Origin of the sequence: Oceanisphaera sp. IT1-181 (genome assembly GCF_033807535.1) — a bacterium.
GTDB lineage: Bacteria > Pseudomonadota > Gammaproteobacteria > Enterobacterales > Aeromonadaceae > Oceanimonas.
In genome coordinates this window covers 2184184-2202443 of record NZ_CP136856.1, presented here as the reverse complement: position 1 = coordinate 2202443, position 18260 = coordinate 2184184, and the positions used below count along the sequence as shown (strand labels likewise).

The window sequence follows — 18260 nt, the reverse complement described above, 5'->3', positions numbered from 1 at the left end:
GGAACAGACAGGTGGGTAAGGCGTGACATAACATCAGCAATTGGCGGCTGTGCAACCGGGCCTTAATCAATCGTGGCTCCCTCACCTTCTGAGTGGATGAGCCGGTTATCGAGCAGTGGTACTGCGGTGAGCATCATAATCGACGCGGTCGTGGTTTCCAATACAGCGATAGCGCTATCGAAACGGCTCTGATGCTAAAGGGCTTCTTTGGCTTGCCGTTTCGAGCTTTAGAAGGATTCATCAATTCCATCTTTCAGTTGATGAACGTACCGCTCACGTCCCCGAGTTACAGCAACCTCTGTAAGCGGACTCAAACCGTTGAGATAAACTATCGCTTGCCCAATAAAGGAGCGGTGACTCATCTCGTCATTGATGCGTCTGGGCTTAAAGTCTTTGGCGAAGGCGAATGGAAATAGCGTAAACACGGCAAGAGCCAGCGCCGTATCTGGCGTAAATTACACTTGGCTGTTGATGCTCGTACTCATGAAGTCATTGCTGCTGAAGTGAATTTAGAAAGTGTGGCTAATAGCGAAGTACTCCCCACGTTACTCAGCCCACTTCGACGCCGGATACACCAAGTGTCTGCTGATGGTGCTTATGACACTCAACGCTGCCACCCGTTACTGCTTAAAAAAGGCAGTAGAGCCACCATCCCACCGCGTAAAAATGCCCGATGTTGGGCAGAAGGCCACCCCAGAAATGAAGCCGTTGCTGTACTTAAATCGGGTAACTTGGCTGAGTGGAAAACACGAACTGATTACCATCAGCGTTCATTGTCAGAAGCTGCTAGGTCTCGATATAAAAAACTGCTTAGTCCGACCTTGAGCCTGCGTAAATACAACGGCCAAGTGGGCGAAATATGAGCCGGAGTAAAGGTCATGAACAAAGTCATCGGACTGGATATGTCGGTTCGTCAGCCCCTCAGTTAATAACGCAAAGGCTTGTGGTAGTTGCTACCTAGGCTCTGATTTAGGAAATAACGCAGTTAATATCGAGTAAGTGTCGTTTTTATGAGCCTGGTAACCTTAGCTTTAGTGCGACGTATAGAATGGTAACTACGAGCTGCCAGCCAGCAGTCTTTCTATTAGATGAATCATAAGGTTTATTTCTGGGCTAGATTAGCGTAGTCATAGTCTCTGTGATGGAGGTTACGTTATTACCGCTATAGTGCAATCGTCAGGCAAGATGGTTGCAGGTTGTCTAAGTTTTAGACGAATATTTTACTCATGGGAAAAGTCAGTGATTATTCGACTCAGTGATTTAAAACTTAATGATATTCGTGGCGTCATCTTCGATCTGGATGGCACTTTGGCGCACTCTAACCCAGATTTTGTAGGGTTACGCGCTGAGCTGGGTATTGAACCTGGATCGGATATTTTGGCTTATGTGGATAGCCTGAGTGATGTTCAGGCGCGCCATACCGCGCTGGGAATCGTCCATGATTATGAGATAAAAAGTTCGCTCACCGCGACGTGGGTGGAGGGCGCGCGGGAGCTTATTGAGTATTTGCAATCTCAGTCACTGCCCTTGGCTATTTTGACCCGAAATATACCCGAAGCCGCTTTGATGACTATTAATAAGTTGGGTATTGATATTTCGCTGGTGTTAACCCGCCATGATGCCGAACCTAAACCGCACCCCGAAGGCATCCAACTTATTTGCCAGCAGTGGCAGTTAGCAGCCGCAGATATTTTATATGTGGGCGATTATCTGTTTGACCTACAAACCGCCCAAAATGCCGGTAGCCGCTGCGCGCTGTATTTCCCTGACACTGTTCCTGATTATGCAAAAGATGCGGATCTGCTGGTGGCTTGCTACCACAGCTTTATCGAAGCGTGGAACCAGGGCGATTAAGTGTCCGGCTCTCTTTGGTCGTGCAATTGTGATCCACTTCCCCCTAAAACTCCAAACCGCTTGTACCCCCAGAGTGCGATGCCACAATGAAGATAAGTGGTAGCGGCATATTTGCTGCAGTGCTCATGGTCTTATACAGACAGCTTTAGATAGGGATGCATGCCAATGGCAAAATTTAGCTTTGATAAACTTAAAGCCTTGATAAATCCCAGTAAGAATCCAGATTTGATGGTGGCTGAAGAGTTTCAGCGGCAAAACCTGCCCACCTTGTGGCTGCTGGGTAAAACTGGGGCGGGCAAGTCTACTTTGCTGCAAGCCATCACAGGTAATTCCGCCATTGAAGTAGGTAATGGCTTTCAACCTTGTACCCTAACGGCGATGAGTTATGACTTTCCTGAGTCGTTGCCGTTAATCCGCTTTTTAGATACCCGAGGCTTAGGCGAGGCAGACTATGATCCGAGCGCAGATATAGCAGAGCTGGCCAAATCCGGTAATGCGGTAGTGGTGATCATGAAGGTGGATGAGCAAGAGCAGTCTGCGGTTGAAAGTGAGTTAAAGAAAATACATAAAAAGTCTGATATTAAGCACTTACTGCTTATTCACACGGCAGTATTAAGCCTTGATGGTGCTGACCGTCGCCATGCCATGCAGGCTAACGAACATAAAGTCGCGAACATTTGGGGCAAAGACTTTGCTTCAGTGGGCGTAGATTTTGTAGTGGAAGACGGTGAAATTTATAACTATGAATCGCTATTATCCGAATTAGCTAAGCTACTGCCGGTGCTTGGTCTGCTCGCCGAACATAAAGAACACGCTACCGTGGAAGAGCGCAATTTTCATCAATGTGAAAAAGAAGTGCTGTGGTATGCGGGCACGGCGGCTGCCAGTGATTTAATTCCGGTAGTGGGATTAGTCTCGGTGCCTGCCGTGCAAGCTAAAATGCTACACAGTCTGGCTAATCAGTACGGTGTGGAGTGGAATAAGAAAACCTTTGGTGAAATCATCAGCACTTTAGGCAGTAGCTTTGCCCTGCAATATTCTATTAAATTAGTCAGTCGGCAGGCGGTGAAAATTATTCCAGGTTATGGACAAACGGTGGGGGCCGTAGCGGCAGCGGCCATGAGTTTTGGCACCACCTATGGCTTGGGCCGAGCGGCGAGCTATTATCTGTATCGGAAGAGTAAAGGCGAGCCTGTGTCGGCACCGGATATGCAGGCTCTGTATAAAGAAGCATTAATGAAGGGCAAGCGAGCATCCGGTTATGAGAAAACTTAAAACCCTTTATTTTACCCTAGCGCGGCTTTCGGGGGATCGCTGGTCGGTGGCGGTGCTGGTCTGCGTACTGCCGATGTTGATCCTGATGGGCTTTGGCATTGGACTGGCCATCAAATACGGTTATATGCTGGCGCTCTCGTTATCCATCACTCTCAGCGTGGGGCTGGTGTTTTTGATGATGCTCTTCGCTAAAGTATTGGTCGCCAAAAAGCAGCAGACGCACAGCAGCCAGCAGGGAGGGGAGGGCACAGAGAGAGTCAAGAGTATGGGCGCCGATGATGACTTGGTGGCGGCGTCGCCGGATTGGTCTAACCGTGAGCGAGCGATATGGCAAGCTACTAAAGCCTACTCAAGGGCCTTGCTGGCCAACGACAGTGATTGGGTAGACATGGATAAAAAAGTGCTGCTGGTGTTTGAGCGGGTGGCTAAAGAATATAACAAGCAGTCACTGGATTTTTCCATTGCCGAGGGGCTGAAATTAATTGAGGAAATCAGTCGGCGTTATCGCTTGGTATTAAAAGAACACATTCCGGTAGTGGAATATTTAAAAATCTCACACCTTAAGTCTGGTTATGAGGCTTATGATAAATACGGTGATTTCGGTCCCGTTATCGTGACGGTATTAAAATCATTAAATTACGCCAAAAATATATTTATCAACCCTGCTAAAGCGGTGTCTGATTTTATTAGTCAACAGTTTTCATCCAATATGACCAAAGGCCTTATTGATGACATGCAACTCAAGGCTAAAGAGGCGCTATTAGATGAAGTGGCGTCCGTGGCCATTAATCTATATAGCAAGCGCTTTAGAATAGAGGACTTGGATGTAAAACCCTCTCCCACTCTGGAAACCGACCAAGCTCATGTGGCGGCACAATTAGAGCCGATCCGCATTGTCATTGTTGGCCAAGTGGGCGCCGGTAAGTCGTCGCTTACCAATCTATTAAACGGTGAATTTGCAGTAGAGGTCGGAGTGCTAGCCACCACCAGCGGCATGACCGTCTGTGAAACCCAGTTTGGCGACGCCGCCGTAAAGATTATTGACTTGCCCGGCTTAGATGGCCAAGCGGCCACCGAGAAATTAATATTTTCCGAGTTCTTAAAGTCTGATCTGGTGCTGTGGGTGGTGAAAGCCAATCAACCGGCCCGAGAATTAGATAACAAGTTTCGACAGAAAATTAAGCAGTATTATGCGCAAGCCAAAAACATTTCTCGCAAAGAGCCGACCATTATTTGCATCGTTAATCAGGTGGATATGCTCAATCCGGTACAAGATTGGCAGCCGCCCTATGACTTAACGGATCTGAGTACCCCTAAGTCAAAAATTATTAGCCAAGCACTGGCCTATAACAAAGAAATATTAACGCCAGACTTTACGCTAGCGCTGTCTATCTCGGATACCAAACCATTCTTTGGCGTGGAGGATTTAAAAATATTGCTTAATGAGCAACTGCTCGACGCCTATAACGTGCAGCTCAACCGTAACCGCAAAGACGCCATTCATAAACGAGTTAAGATCCGCGAGCAAGTCAGTCGAGTGGGTAAATCAGGCAAAGCCTTAGCACAGGGCCTGTTTAAGCACCTAAAGACGAAATACACTAATCCGCCTCAATGAAAAGGTCCCAGCTTAGATATGTGAAACATGCCACAGTGCGTTGAAAGCACGGCAACATAAAATAGTAGGCCTCACCTAATGTGGCTATGTTCGCTTTAGTTGTTGAAAACGCGGCTGAACCGCACATTGCCATATAAAATCAATAGGTTGAGCATCAGCTTTCCTAGTATGCTCAAACCACCTGAACCAACCAAGGTAACGATGAAGGTACTTGGTGGCGACACCATGAAAACGCATTATCCATTGCTTTAGTCGACTGTGATAAGCATTCACACCCTGGATATGGAATATCTCTTCACGTACCCGCTGACCGACACTGCTGTTAACCGGCTTGTGAAGCAAGTGATGTTTGGCTGCCAACGCCTCGTAGTTAAGATGGCCATCGCTACAGAGCACAGCGCCAGACCGTAATCGCGGCAGCAGGCAGCGTTCCAGCTTTCTGAGCGTAAAGCGTTTCATTACAAAGTCGGCTTCGTTGTGGTTGCGGTCGCGCAGTACCATCACTTTGACCCACTTAATGTTTTTCTTATCGCTACCACGGCGGCGAGGTTTTCTCTTACTGAGATCCCGCTTGCCTTTGAAGGATTCACGTATAAACGTTTCATCGGCTTCGACGATACCGCCCAGCTCAGAAGACTTAGTATAATCAACCAGTTGCAGAAAGCGGTGTCGCCACCTGAATGATGTACCTAAGTTTATCTGACACTTTTTGGCGGCTTTGCGAAGTGTTGTGGATTCCATCATCTGCTCCGCATATTCCAACCACCGCTCAGCCATTCGAAGCCCAGCAAGTGGCGTGCCGGTCAGAGAGGTAAATGTCTTCTTGCAAGCCCGGCAGCGGTAACGCTGTCTACCATTCATGCTTCCCCACTTATAGGGAGCATCATCGCGGCAATGAGGGCATGTTGGGTGTGAAGCAGTGAGTTCTTCTAGTCGAGCAATGAGCTCGGGAAACGAGTCTGGTTGCTGAAGCAGTATCAGCAGTTCATGCCGCTGCCGAGGCTGGAGTTCAGTCAGTTGGCGTTTAAGTTTGGCGAAACCTGTACTTTTCATCTTTTTGCCTCCCACGAGGTGACTGATTCAAGTATAGCTTTCAACGATTAACTCAAACATAGCCCCTAATGTCGTTTGTATGCAATATTACGGATGCCGTCCTAGAGAAACCAGCTTTGGCTGTATGTTTATTAATCACATATATTAGTTAAAGGCGGGTCATTATGTGCAAGCAGCTATGTGCAAACAAGCGGCATGCAAAAGACTAACGCTTAATTTATTAACGCTGATTTGATATTGTGTTGTAATTCGCTTACTTGGCACAATAATTAATTTAGACTGCTGAGTAACTAAATCATTAAGCTACTAAAGAGTACTAATAGACTATGGAAGGTAAAGTTTGTCAGTGGAAAGATGATAAAGGGTTTGGTTTTATTCAGCCTAGTGATGGCTCTGAGCGACTGTTTTTTCATATTTCTAGCGTAAAAAATCAGTCCAATAGACCTCAAGTGGGAGATGTTGTTTTTTATGAGGCTGCGCGGGATACACAAAATAGATTAAAAGCAACCAGTGTTATAATTGGTAACAGTAAAGATTTTACTCCGCGCTATATTAAGACCTCGTCGCCCAAGAAAGGTGTTTTTGACTACCTGTTAGTGTTCACTATGCTCGCCTCTCTCAGCTTTGTTAGTTACCAATATTATCTCAGTAATGAGCTTGGTGATATTTGGTATTATGGTTTGCCTGCTGTGGTGGCTTTCTTACTTTTTAATAAGCAAAAGCAGCCTAAAGAAAAGCACTTTAACTGCACGGGTTGCCACACAGTGGCCGAGTATGATCCTAGAACGCTATCGGCGTGGAACGCGGGTTTTACACAACTTTACTGCAGGCAATGCCATATTAAATGGCTGAAAAATAAACCTAAATACGCGACTCAGTCAGAATGTAATAGCTCTATTAGTAAGTCTGGCAGTAGCTCAGGCTGTTTAGGAATGGTGTTGGTACTGATCTTTGTACCCATTGTCACCAGTGTGGGCTTATATCACTGGCTTATCTAATCTAGCTTTAGCATTGGCACAAATCAGTACATTGTGTGCTGGTAAGCCAAGTGCCACTAAACTAAGCCTAACCTGTGACTGTCTGTGATAATCCGGTGTGAGGTAAATGATGGCTAAGTGGTTGAGCGTGCTTACCGTTCCTGCCCATGCACAAGCGGGAGTGAGCAGTCGAACGGATTCTTTGGGCGTGACGCGTTGCAGTGATGACTCTGTGTATCGCACAGACTCCTTAGGCGTAACCCGAGATAATAAGGGTAATAACTGGCGCACCGACTCGTTAGGGGTAACGCGAGGCAGTGATGGCAGCCGCTGTCAAATCGATGCGCTGGGTGTTAAGCGCTGTAAATAAGGTGTTGAAAATATAGCGGCAGGCATACAGCCCACCCACATAAGCTCCATCACTGAGGGCTGCCCTTGTAGTTTGATAATGGCGTGGCAAGATGACGTTAATGTTATTTTCAACTCGATTTTTAAGGAGCAAGCATGAGTGGCAAGCATCAAGTGTCCGAGTATCAAGTACCTAAGGTCTGGCAGCAGCCGCAAGCAGATGACGGTAAATGGTCGCAAATCAATAGGCCGGTGTCCGGCGCGACCCACGAAAAAAAATTACCCAAAGGCGAGCACCCATTGCAGCTTTATTCTCTGGGTACGCCCAACGGCCAAAAAGTCACCATTATGCTGGAAGAGCTATTGGCCTTAGGCGAACAAGGCGCCGAATACGATGCGCACTTGATAAACATAGGCGAGGGCGATCAATTCTCCAGCGGCTTTGTGGCGGTGAATCCCAACTCAAAAATTCCAGCGTTGCTGGACTACTCACTTGATACGCCGCAACGGGTGTTTGAGTCGGGCGCTATCTTGCTCTATTTAGCGGAAAAGTTCGGCCGCCTGTTGCCGACAGATCTTGGCAAACGTACTGAAGTATTAAATTGGCTGTTTTGGTTACAAGGCTCGGCGCCGTATTTGGGCGGCGGATTTGGTCACTTTTATGCCTATGCACCGCTAAAAATAGAGTATGCGATTAACCGCTTTACCATGGAAGCGAAGCGCCAGTTAGATGTGTTGGATAAACAATTAGCCCAGCATGCCTATATCGCCGGTGACGAATACAGCATCGCCGATATTGCCATTTGGCCTTGGTATGGCTGCTTAGTGTTGGGTCAAACCTATGATGCGGCAGAATTTTTAGAGGCAGACAGCTACGTGCATGTACAGCGTTGGGCGAAAGACATAGCTGCACGACCTGCGGTGCAAAGAGGGCGTATCGTCAATCGTACTTCCGCTCAAGCAGGGCTTGGCGTGAGAGAGCGTCACAGTGCGGCCGATATAGATGCAGTGCTTAGCGGCAAAGAGTGATGGGCAATAGGTGAAGGGTAAGAGGTCGAGGCGAAACGACTGGTTTTATTAAGCCATTTTACTGATGCGTAGCGGAGTAAACACTAAACTCAAGTAAGCAAGAGATCTCGAGTTTGGCCGTATTGGAGGAGTAATATAATGATCCCCCCTAAGACTGCTTATGTAACCACAGACCATATTCGCGACCTGTTCTCAAGCGCTATGTCTGCTATGTATCAAACGGAAGTGCCTTTATATGGCTCTTTGCTAAAGCTGGTGGCCGAGGTGAATCAAGCCACGCTGGCCAAGCTGCCTGCGTTGGCCGAGCAACTCAAAGTTAATGGTGAGCTGGCGCGCCTTAATGTGGAGCGCCACGGGGCAATTCGCGTCGGCACGGCAGACGAGCTTGCTATGCTACGGAACTTGTTTGCTGTCATGGGCATGTATCCGGTGGGTTATTACGACTTGTCTGCCGCCGGTGTGCCGGTGCATTCCACCGCTTTTCGCCCAACTGATAACGCGGCACTGGCGCGCAATCCGTTTCGGATCTTTACCTCTTTACTGCGCTTAGATCTAATTGCTAACCCACAGCTGCGCGCTCAAGCGACGGCGATATTAGCCAAACGCGATATATTTACCCCTGGAGTGCGCGAACTGATTGCCCGCTTCGAGCAGCAAGGTGGCTTAACGGAGCCGCAAGCCCGCGAATTTGTCGCAGAAGCGCTCGAAACCTTTCGTTGGCACCCTACGGCTATCGTAGATTTAGCCACCTATCAAGCGCTACAACAAGCGCACCCGCTAATTGCCGATGTGGTGTGTTTTCGTGGTCCGCATATTAATCACTTAACTCCGCGCACCTTAGATATTGATGAAGCGCAATTACGTATGCCCAAGGCTGGCATGGCTGCAAAAGCGCTGATAGAAGGTCCACCTCAGCGGCGCTGCCCGATTTTATTACGTCAGACGAGTTTTAAGGCATTGGAAGAATCAATTCGCTTTATGGACGGTCAAATAGGAGCTCATACCGCGCGCTTTGGTGAAATTGAGCAGCGAGGTGTCGCACTCACCGCCAAGGGGCGGGCGCTGTATGATGCGCTGCTCGCCAAATCTGGTGAGTCGGCCCCAGCGCCGAGTGATGTTCAGCTGGATAATCAGGCTCATCAGCGCCAACTTACGGTAGTGTTTACAGCTTTTCCGGACGATTTTGGCGTGCTTCGCCAGCTCGGCTTGGCTTTTTTTATTTATCAATTAACGCCCGCTGGCTTAACGGCGCGTGGTCGTTATCCCATTGCTACCTTGCCAGATAAAGAAGCGCTGCTGGCTCAAGGCCTATTGAGCGCCACCCCCCTAACCTATGAAGATTTTTTGCCGGTCAGTGCTGCAGGGATTTTTCAATCCAATTTAGGCTTAACGAAACGCGCTGAGCCGTCACCAGGTTCACATGCAGCACCGAGCTCGCAAGACGTCTCTTCCCAATGCCAAACCCAGTTTGAACAAGCGCTAGGTGCCTGCATTATTGATCCACTTGCACTCTATGCAGAGCAAGAGCGGCAGTCTTATGAACTAGCGATTCAGGCATTACTCGGGCGAATACCGATATAGCGTCTTGTGTTTTTGTTAACGAGGTGCGGGTTACGCCCGCACATAACTCCAGCCTTGTTGTTGGCGCTCGCTTAAGTGCAAGATGGCGGCGCTGATTTGTTGCATGTCGGCAGGCGCAGTTAAGCCTTGAGTACGAAGGCTGTTTTGGCATAACCGTAGTCGGCTTTTAATCTCAGGATTGCTAATGGTGATAGCCTCAGGCATAGCGGGGCCGTTTACTACCAGTTCAATCTCGGCGTTGGAGCTAAGCTGCAGTAGATTGCGCACGTTAGACTGGGCGCGGTGCAGTGCTGCTATCGTGGGCGCGTGAATTAAAACCTGCAGTGTGGTCATGATCGAGTGCTCTAGCTGTGATTAATCGGTTTATGCTAAAGCGTGTACGGTTAAAAGGCGAGGGCGGATGCGATTCCCTCGGTTATTAGCCAAGCCTAAACAGCTAAGGCCGCCAAAGCGCGTTTTCGTTAAGCATCAAAGCGCATTTCGGGTACCAGCTCTGGCACTATGAGCTTGCCAGCGGTCAGCGTTTTTATCTGCTCTACACTCACCCCTGGCGCTCGTTCTTTTAAAATAAAGGCGCCGTCAGTGATTTCTAAATAGGCTAAATCCGTGAGTACTCGCTTAATGCAGCCTGCACCGGTGAGCGGCAGTTGGCATTGAGGCAAGAGTTTAGACTCGCCGTCTTTTGAGGCGTGGGTCATGGTAACGATAATATTGTTGGCGCCAGCCACTAAATCCATGGCACCGCCCATGCCTTTGACCAATTTACCCGGGATCATCCAAGACGCGATATTGCCGTGCACGTCTACCTCAAAGGCGCCGAGCACGGTTAAGTCCACGTGCCCGCCACGGATCATGGCAAAAGACTCAGCCGAGTCAAAAATAGAAGCGCCGAGGCGCGCGGTCACGGTTTGTTTACCGGCGTTGATCATATCTGCATCTAGTTTGTCTGCGGTGGGAAAAGCGCCCATGCCGAGTAAGCCGTTTTCTGACTGCAACATGACTTCTATGCCCGCGGGCACATAGTTGGCCACCAAGGTGGGAATGCCAATGCCGAGATTGACATAAAAACCGTCTCTTAATTCTTGGGCCACTCGCTGCGCCATTTGTGCTCGTGTTAATGCCATAACCAGCTCTCCTTCACTCACATTGAGTCACAGCCATGTTATTCAGGCCGCAGTTAATCACTCACGGTGCGTTGCTCGATGCGCTTTTCAAACTGACCGCAGATCACTCGATTTACATAAATGCCAGGGGTATGGATTTGATCGGGGTCCAGTTGGCCGGGCTCGACCAGCTCCTCGACTTCGACCACGGTAATTTTACCGGCGGTGGCCATCAGCGGATTAAAATTACGTGCGGTGTGGCGATAAATGACATTGCCGTAGTAATCGGCTTTCCAGCCTTTAACGATGGCAAAGTCTCCGGTGATGGCGGTTTCTAAGATGTAAGAGCGACCATTGAATTCTCGTACTTCTTTGCCCTGAGCAATGTCGGTACCAAAACCAGTGGCGGTATAAAAGGCTGGGATGCCGGCGCCACCGGCTCGCACTTTTTCCGCGAGCGTACCTTGGGGGGTGAGCTCTACTTCCAGCTCGCCGCTTAATAACAGCTGCTCAAATAGGGCATTTTCGCCCACATAAGAGGCGATTATATTGCGAATTTGCCGGCCTTCCAGCAGTAGCCCTAAACCAAAGCCGTCTACGCCACAGTTATTAGACACCAGCGTGAGGTTGTTACAGCCTCGGCGTTTAATTTCGCGGATCAGATTTTCGGGAATGCCGCACAAGCCAAAGCCGCCGGCTAATATCGTCATGCCATCGGTTAATCCTGCTAGTGCCTCGGTGTAACTGGCTACTCGTTTATCGAAACCTGCCATAGGGCCTCCTATCTGACTTTTTCTCATTTAACTTTTTGTCATTTAGCTTTTGCTCATTTAACCATAGCAACAGATGCGCTAAGGGCGCAGTGCGAGGGCATAAGGTTGCGTATTTTTATAGGACTGACCGCTATTAGACGCTATGCAGACTAAGGTATGAGAGAGCAAGATCGGATTAGCAAGGCTAAGGTTGCGAGTATTACGCAGAGAAATGAGTAATTTTCTCAATGAGTTACTGCTAGCTATGACAAGTATGTTGGGTTTTTATGTTATATTTCGTTCGTATATCGCTATTTAATTGATAGTGATAACTAGAATAACTAAATGCGCAAGGATTTGAGCGATGACAGATAACGACAATAAAGACGTGATTGCCCCCGAGGGGGACGTCAATCCCATCAACACCGATTACCAAGTAGGGCAAGATAATGTGGCCTTGCAGATAGGCCCATTTGGGTTAGATATTCACAACCGTGTATTTATGATCTCAGGATTGGCCATAGTGGCGTTTGTGATCTTAACGCTGGCCTTTCAAAATCAAGTAGCCCCGCTGTTTGCTGACTTACGGGACTGGCTAACATCCAGCCTAGATTGGTTCTTCTTGAGCGTGGGTAATATTTTTGTACTGGTATGTTTGGGGTTAATTATTTCTCCCCTAGGCCGAGTACGCATTGGTGGTACGAAAGCGACGCCCGATTTTACCTATGTCGGCTGGTTTTCTATGCTGTTTGCTGCCGGTATGGGCATTGGCTTAATGTTTTACGGCGTGTCGGAGCCGTTGTCGCATTTTGGCACATCGTTTGGTGGCATTACCCTTGAAAACGGCGTGCGTACCGATTGGGCCCCGTTAGGGGGTGCTGTGGGTGACAGTGCGGCGGCAACCAGCTTAGCCATGGCGGCGACCATTTATCATTGGGCGCTGCACCCATGGGCCATTTATGCGATATTGGCGTTGGGTTTAGCGATATTTTCGTTTAATAAAGGGCTGCCACTGACGGTGCGCTCGGTATTTTATCCGCTGCTGGGTGAGCGGGTGTGGGGCTGGCCTGGACATTTAATTGATGTGTTGGCGGTGATAGCCACCATGTTCGGTTTGGCAACCTCACTCGGTTTTGGTGCCTCCCAAGCCAGTGCGGGTTTGAATTATCTGTTTGATACTCCACTGGGTACCACCACCGAGGTGGTATTAGTCATAGTGATCACGGGCATTGCCACTATCTCTGTGCTGGCAGGTTTGGACGCCGGCGTTAAGCGATTATCAGAAATCAACATGGCGTTAGCCGCTGTATTGTTGTTGTTTGTGATTATTGTTGGCCCCACCTTGCTGATACTGACTGGCTTTTTTAATAACTTAGCCTCTTACTTTGAGCACTTACCGGCGTTATCTATGCCGTTTGAGCGTGAAGATGCCAACTACTCTCAGGGCTGGACCGCCTTTTATTGGGCGTGGTGGATTTCTTGGTCTCCATTTGTGGGTATGTTTATCGCCCGCGTCTCTCGTGGTCGTACCGTGCGCGAGTTTTTGGTGTCGGTGCTGTTAGTGCCTTCTACCGCCTGTGTGTTGTGGATGACGGCGTTTGGTAGTACTGCCATTGACCAGCTGGTGAGCAAAGGCTACGAGGCGGCAGCGAACGCGGCGGTTCCATTACAGTTATTTATTATGTTGGATGCCTTGCCATTGGCACAGATCACCTCCTTTATCGGTATTATTTTGGTGGTAGTGTTCTTTGTTACCTCATCTGATTCTGGCTCTTTGGTGATCGACACTATCGCTTCTGGCGGTAAGGTGAATTCGCCTAAACCGCAGCGGGTGTTCTGGTGTGGTTTTGAGGGCTTAGTTGCCATTGCTCTGATGTTGGGTGGCGGTTTAGCAGCCTTGCAGGCCATGGCGGTCTCTACTGGCTTTCCGTTCGCCATCGTCTTACTGGTGTCGTGCGTATCCTTAATTAAAGGTCTGATGTCTGAGCCCCGGTAATTAAACGAGAATATTAAACGTGAGCATTGAGCGCGATAGCTTGAGTTAACGAGCTTAGGTTAACGAACATAAGTTAAAGCGTTTAGGCTAGAAAGCTTAAACACTGAATGCGAATCAAGCAGATTTAAGCAAATCATAAACGAAGGGCAGGCGGAGATTTCGTCTGCCTTTTTGTTTTTATACATTGGAGGGCGCTATGCAGGCAGAACAACTGGAAATTTTAGGTTTTATTCGTCGTTTTCCGCCATTTAATAGCTTGGACGATGAGACGTTGACCACCATTGCCGAGCAGATAGAAATTGCCTATTACCGCGCCGGCACCATCATCTTGAATTACGGAGATTTGGTTCAGGACTTGTATCTGATCCGCAGTGGCGCCGTCGAAATGCACAGGCGCAGTGGCGAGCTGCATAACCGATTGAGTGTCGGCAATCTGTTTGGGCAGATGGGCTTGTTGATGAACAACAAGGTGCGCATGTCTGCCACCGCGCTAGAAGACACCTTGGTGTATTGCCTGCCGGAGATCCTGTTTAATGCACTCTATGATGAGCACGAATCTTTTGCTGATTATGTGGAGGTAGAAGATACCGCGCGCTTGCGCCAAGCGGTGTCCCGCCAAGGCGGCGGTGATGAATTGCTAACCTCCACAGTGGGCGAGTTAATTGCGCGGGAGCCGGTCACCATAGCGGTGTCGGCCACTGTGTTAGCGGCGGCACAAAAAATGACGACACAAGGCGTGTCTTCAATTTTAGTGTTGTCTGAACAGGGTAATAACCAAGAGGGGGAGCCGCAGGTCGTCGGCATTTTAACGGATAATGACTTACGCGCACGGGTGCTGGCCGAAGGCTTGCCAACGGATACGGGCGTGGCAGAGGTGATGTCGCAAGATCTGGTGGCCCTAGAAAGTGGCCAATTCGTGTTTGAAGCCATGCTGTTGATGCTGCGCTATAACCTGCACCATTTACCCATATTGCACAAAGGTAAGCCGGTGGGTGTGATTGCACTGTCGGATGTGATGCGCCACGAGTCCCGTAACAACCTGTTTGTGGTGCGCCATATTTTTAAGGCGCAAAATATCGACGAGTTGGCGGCGATTGCAGATGATGTGAAAGCCTGTTTTATACGTATGGTTAACGAAGACGCTAACTCACAAATGATCGGCACCGCCATGGCGGGCATTGGGCGCAGTTTTAAGCAACGCTTATTAGAGCTGGCCGAATACGAACTTGGGCCGCCGCCGGTGCCCTATTGTTTTTTAGCGCTGGGCTCTATGGCGCGCGATGAGCAACTGATTGTTACTGATCAAGATAATGCGCTGATCCTTGATAATAATTATGATGCCGCCTTGCATGGCGACTATTTTGCGACGCTGGCTAAGCGAGTGTGCGATGGCTTGGCCGCCTGTGGTTATAGCTATTGCACCGGCGATATTATGGCCACCAATGTGCAGTGGCAAAAAACGCGCCTGCAATGGGAGCAGTGCTTTAGCGACTGGATAGTGAACCCCAATGCGCAATCTTTACTGAACAGTTCGATCTTTTTTGATCTGGACGGTGTCTATGGCAGAACCGAATGGGCGGATCAGCTCAACGGCTTAATTTCCCGCCTTGCGCAGCGCAGCCCACGCTTTTTAGCCAGCATGGCGCGTAATGCACTGGGGCGTACGCCGCCGTTAGGATTTTTTAAAGAGTTTGTGATGGAGCAAGACGGTAAACACAATAACTCCATTAACTTAAAGCGTCGCGGCACGGCACCCCTAGCGGATTTAATCCGCGTGCATGCATTGGCGGTGGGCTCCCAAGCGCACAACTCCTTTGAGCGGTTAAATGATGTGATTGAGTCGGGTTTGTTACCCAAAGGCCGAGGCCCAGACTTGCGTGATGCTATGGAGTTTATTGCCACTGTGCGTATTCGCCATCAGGCGCTGGACTTGGAGGCGGGTAATGAGCCGGATAATAATATTGAGCCCGATAACTTATCGGACTTTGAGCGGCGCAATCTAAAGGATGCTTTTCAAATTCTAAGTAATGCGCAAAAGTTCATGAAGTTTCGTTATCAGCCTAACCGGAGCTAAGCCGCTATGTTTTATTTGCGTCCAACAGAAATACAGCACTCTTATCAAGTGCCTCCTTGGCCAGAACTATTTAGCGAGCTAGCGCGCAGTGCCCGAGATTATCGGCTGGAGCGCTTTTATCGTGCGGGTGCCGTGAGTGGCGACACCCCACTGAGCGATGTGCCTTTTGTGGCCATGGACTTTGAAACCACGGGCTTGAATGTAAAAAAGGACGCCATTGTCAGCATCGGGCTGGTGCCATTTACCCTGCAGCGTATTCGTTGGCATCAGGCCAAGCACTGGATTGTGAATCCCCATAAACCCATGGCCGAAGAAGCGGTGGTGATCCACGGCATCACCCATTCGGAAATACAAACCGCACCAGACTTGTTGCTGGTGCTGGATGAATTATTAACGGCACTCGCCGGTGCCGTGGTAGTGGTACACCATAAACAGATAGAGCGCAGTTTTTTAGCCAGTGCGTTACAGGCGAGATTAACCGAGGGAATTAAGTTTCCGGTTGTGGACACCATGGAGCTGGAAGCTTTGATGCATCGTGCTAAGCCGCTGGGATTGTGGGCGCGGCTGCGTGGTCAAAAACCGGCGTCGATTCGCTTGAGCGACAGTCGTAGCCGCTATCATCTGCCTTTTTATCAACCTCATCATGCGCTGACCGACGCCTTAGCCACCGCTGAGTTACTGCAAGCGCAAATTGCTCACCACTATCAGCCAGACACTGCCATTGGTGATATTTGGGGATGAAGCAAAAGACGGCTATACGCCTTAAGCCGTACGCTGTCAGTCAAGAAAGACGGCGTTAACGTTTAACTTACGGCGTATAGCGTAACGGCTTACAGCTTTATTTCAGGTTCGTCTTCGGCGTCTGGATCCGTCATATCATCGAAGTTTAATACCGGCTCAACGCGGGATTGGCCAAGTCTGCTACTGCTGGGGGCGGTAACTGGGCTCGGAGCCTTGCATGCCGTTAAAATATCGGCGCGCAAGCTGCTCGCACTGGGCCAGGCTTTCGGCGAAATATCGATAATGGGTAAACCGGTTGCCTGCAGTGCTTGCCATAATTGCTGCTGCTTGCGTTGGTCAGCTTTGCTTAAGCTGTCGTCAGCTAAGACGATGGCGACTCTAATCTTCAAATCTTGGGGTGAGCACAACACAAAATCTACGGTTTCCCCGTACAGCTGTTGCCAAGCCTGCTCGCGCTGCGCTTTTTTGAGCGTGGGGTTTAGGGCGATAAACTCCGCCAAGCTCACGGACACAAACACCCGCAACTGGTTGCCGATGGCATCATCAATCAAGCGTAAAGCCTCGGTGGCTTCTGGGCTAAAGAGCAGTTTTTGTTGGTAGGGCAGCTTAAGAGGCCCACGCAAGATGCGCTTTAATACCGCCATTAACAGCAGTAATGACACTAATGCTACGGCAATAAAAATCAGCCAGTCGAGCATAGAAACGGGGGGGATCTTGATCATGGAGCGCCTGAATAAAAAGAGGGATACCGCATGACTCAGTGTAACAGAGGCGGGTGTTGAATATGAACACTTACCCATGGCTTAATCGCGTTAAGCCTCACGACTAAAAGATGGCAGATTGGCGCCGCTAGACTGGCTTGTGCTGGCGGTGGCACTTATAATCGCGCCATTCGTTATTTTGATGAGGGCGCCATGCCTCGACGTCTGCCTCCGCTCAATGCGCTAAGGGCATTTGAAGCTGCCGCAAGACTGCTGAGTTTTACGCGCGCGGCCGAAGAATTGTTTGTCACCCAAGCGGCGGTGAGCCATCAAATTAAGGCCTTAGAAGCGTATTTGGGCGTAAAGCTGTTTTATCGGCGTAACCGTTGCTTGCTACTCACTGAAGGCGGGCAGCGCTATTTTCTGGATATAAAAGATATCTTTACCGATATTCATGATGCCACCGAGCGGCTGTTGGCGGTGAGTGCTAAGGGCAGCTTAACCGTCTGCTTACAGCCCAGCTTTGCCATTCAGTGGTTGGTGCCGCGCTTAGCCTTGTTTAGTGCTGAGCATCCAGACATTGATGTGCGCATTAAGGCGGTGGACTTAAATGAAGGCTCGCTGGTTGATGATGTGGATGTGGCGATTTACTACGGCCAGGGTCATTGGCCGGGCTTAAGCGCGGTAAAGCTGCACAGTGAATATTTAATTCCGGTGTGTGCCCCCAGTTTGTTACAGGGCGCTAAGCCACTGAGTAAGTTAAGCGACTTGGCGGCTCACACTTTATTGCACGATGGCTCGCGGGCGGATTGGCAAGCTTGGTATAAACAAACCGGTTTGGTGGCGGCCAACGTGCATCAAGGGTCTATCTTTAGTCATTCATCTATGGTGTTGCAAGCGGCGATTCATGGTCAAGGCGTGGCTTTAGGTCACAGTGTCTTGGCTGAGCCTGAGTTGGCAGCGGGGCGTTTAGTGTGTCCGTTTGAACAAGTGTTGCTATCGAACAAGGCGTATTATGTAGTGTGCCAAGCGTCCGAGGCGGGCTTAACCAATATCGCCGCCTTTCGCGATTGGATGCTGGCTCTGGTCGAGAAAGAACAGCAAACCAAGGCTGGCTTGATAAGCGAGGGTGCCCTCGGCAGCTAACAACGAGAATGATGT

Annotated in this window: 16 protein-coding genes and 1 pseudogene; 12 read left to right on the top strand and 5 right to left on the bottom strand. The window is 49.4% G+C overall.

Annotation, left to right across the window (positions count from 1 at the left end; genetic code table 11):
* The first annotated feature begins 32 nt into the window (after positions 1-32).
* The 4 genes and pseudogenes from R0134_RS09845 to R0134_RS09830 all read left to right on the top strand — a co-directional run bounded on the left by R0134_RS09845 (position 33) and on the right by R0134_RS09830 (position 4744).
* A pseudogene (locus tag R0134_RS09845) lies at positions 33-929 on the top strand (IS5 family transposase).
* Between the two features lie 310 nt (positions 930-1239).
* Positions 1240-1854, top strand: a complete 615-nt coding sequence (locus tag R0134_RS09840; protein WP_319781745.1) for an HAD-IA family hydrolase — start codon at positions 1240-1242, stop codon at positions 1852-1854.
* 165 nt (positions 1855-2019) lie between these two features.
* Complete coding sequence (locus R0134_RS09835; protein WP_319781744.1) at positions 2020-3129, top strand: YcjF family protein; 1110 nt, start codon at positions 2020-2022, stop codon at positions 3127-3129.
* Entirely contained in the window at positions 3116-4744 is a 1629-nt protein-coding gene (locus R0134_RS09830; protein ID WP_319781743.1) for a GTPase family protein, read from the top strand. The genes R0134_RS09835 and R0134_RS09830 overlap by 14 nt, the downstream gene beginning before the upstream one ends.
* A gap of 84 nt (positions 4745-4828) precedes the next feature.
* On the opposite strand, the gene R0134_RS09825 is transcribed toward R0134_RS09830, so the two are convergent.
* A complete protein-coding gene (locus tag R0134_RS09825; RefSeq protein ID WP_319781742.1) occupies positions 4829-5797 on the bottom strand; it encodes an IS1595 family transposase in 969 nt (322 codons plus the stop codon).
* Between the two features lie 326 nt (positions 5798-6123).
* Here R0134_RS09825 and R0134_RS09820 point away from each other — a divergent pair, with 326 nt between their 5' ends.
* The 4 genes from R0134_RS09820 to R0134_RS09805 all read left to right on the top strand — a co-directional run bounded on the left by R0134_RS09820 (position 6124) and on the right by R0134_RS09805 (position 9732).
* Positions 6124-6795, top strand: a complete 672-nt coding sequence (locus R0134_RS09820) for a cold shock domain-containing protein (RefSeq protein WP_319781741.1) — start codon at positions 6124-6126, stop codon at positions 6793-6795.
* A gap of 106 nt (positions 6796-6901) precedes the next feature.
* Positions 6902-7144 (top strand): hypothetical protein, encoded by a 243-nt coding sequence (locus tag R0134_RS09815; RefSeq protein WP_319781740.1) that lies wholly within the window; start codon positions 6902-6904, stop codon positions 7142-7144.
* Between the two features lie 134 nt (positions 7145-7278).
* Entirely contained in the window at positions 7279-8151 is an 873-nt protein-coding gene (gene yghU, locus R0134_RS09810; protein ID WP_413641395.1) for a glutathione-dependent disulfide-bond oxidoreductase, read from the top strand.
* Positions 8152-8289: 138 nt separating this feature from the next.
* Positions 8290-9732 carry a 2-oxoadipate dioxygenase/decarboxylase family protein gene (locus tag R0134_RS09805; RefSeq protein WP_319781739.1) on the top strand — a complete coding sequence of 481 codons (1443 nt, stop codon included), beginning with the start codon at positions 8290-8292 and terminating at the stop codon, positions 9730-9732.
* Positions 9733-9762: 30 nt separating this feature from the next.
* Here the strand turns inward: R0134_RS09805 and R0134_RS09800 are convergent, their stop codons facing one another.
* From R0134_RS09800 to R0134_RS09790, 3 genes are all read right to left on the bottom strand, one after another.
* Positions 9763-10065: a hypothetical protein gene (locus tag R0134_RS09800; RefSeq protein WP_319781738.1), complete on the bottom strand. Its 303-nt coding sequence runs from the start codon at positions 10063-10065 to the stop codon at positions 9763-9765.
* A 128-nt stretch (positions 10066-10193) separates the two neighbouring features.
* On the bottom strand, positions 10194-10856 hold the full coding sequence (locus R0134_RS09795) for a CoA transferase subunit B (protein WP_319781737.1): 663 nt from the start codon (positions 10854-10856) through the stop codon (positions 10194-10196).
* Between the two features lie 53 nt (positions 10857-10909).
* Positions 10910-11608: a CoA transferase subunit A gene (locus R0134_RS09790; protein ID WP_319781736.1), complete on the bottom strand. Its 699-nt coding sequence runs from the start codon at positions 11606-11608 to the stop codon at positions 10910-10912.
* 343 nt (positions 11609-11951) lie between these two features.
* On the opposite strand from R0134_RS09790, the gene R0134_RS09785 reads away from it, so the two are divergent.
* The 3 genes from R0134_RS09785 (at position 11952) to R0134_RS09775 (ending at position 16398) form a co-directional block, all read left to right on the top strand.
* The gene (locus R0134_RS09785; protein WP_319781735.1) at positions 11952-13583 is read left to right on the top strand and encodes a BCCT family transporter; all 1632 of its coding nucleotides are present in this window, start codon (positions 11952-11954) and stop codon (positions 13581-13583) included.
* A gap of 196 nt (positions 13584-13779) precedes the next feature.
* Positions 13780-15657 (top strand): putative nucleotidyltransferase substrate binding domain-containing protein, encoded by a 1878-nt coding sequence (locus R0134_RS09780; RefSeq protein ID WP_319781734.1) that lies wholly within the window; start codon positions 13780-13782, stop codon positions 15655-15657.
* A gap of 6 nt (positions 15658-15663) precedes the next feature.
* Entirely contained in the window at positions 15664-16398 is a 735-nt protein-coding gene (locus R0134_RS09775) for a 3'-5' exonuclease (protein ID WP_319781732.1), read from the top strand.
* An 89-nt stretch (positions 16399-16487) separates the two neighbouring features.
* On the opposite strand, the gene R0134_RS09770 is transcribed toward R0134_RS09775, so the two are convergent.
* Positions 16488-17120 carry a DUF2726 domain-containing protein gene (locus tag R0134_RS09770; RefSeq protein WP_319781730.1) on the bottom strand — a complete coding sequence of 211 codons (633 nt, stop codon included), beginning with the start codon at positions 17118-17120 and terminating at the stop codon, positions 16488-16490.
* A 192-nt stretch (positions 17121-17312) separates the two neighbouring features.
* Here R0134_RS09770 and R0134_RS09765 point away from each other — a divergent pair, with 192 nt between their 5' ends.
* A complete protein-coding gene (locus tag R0134_RS09765; RefSeq protein ID WP_319781729.1) occupies positions 17313-18245 on the top strand; it encodes a transcriptional regulator GcvA in 933 nt (310 codons plus the stop codon).
* The last annotated feature ends 15 nt before the right edge of the window (positions 18246-18260 follow it).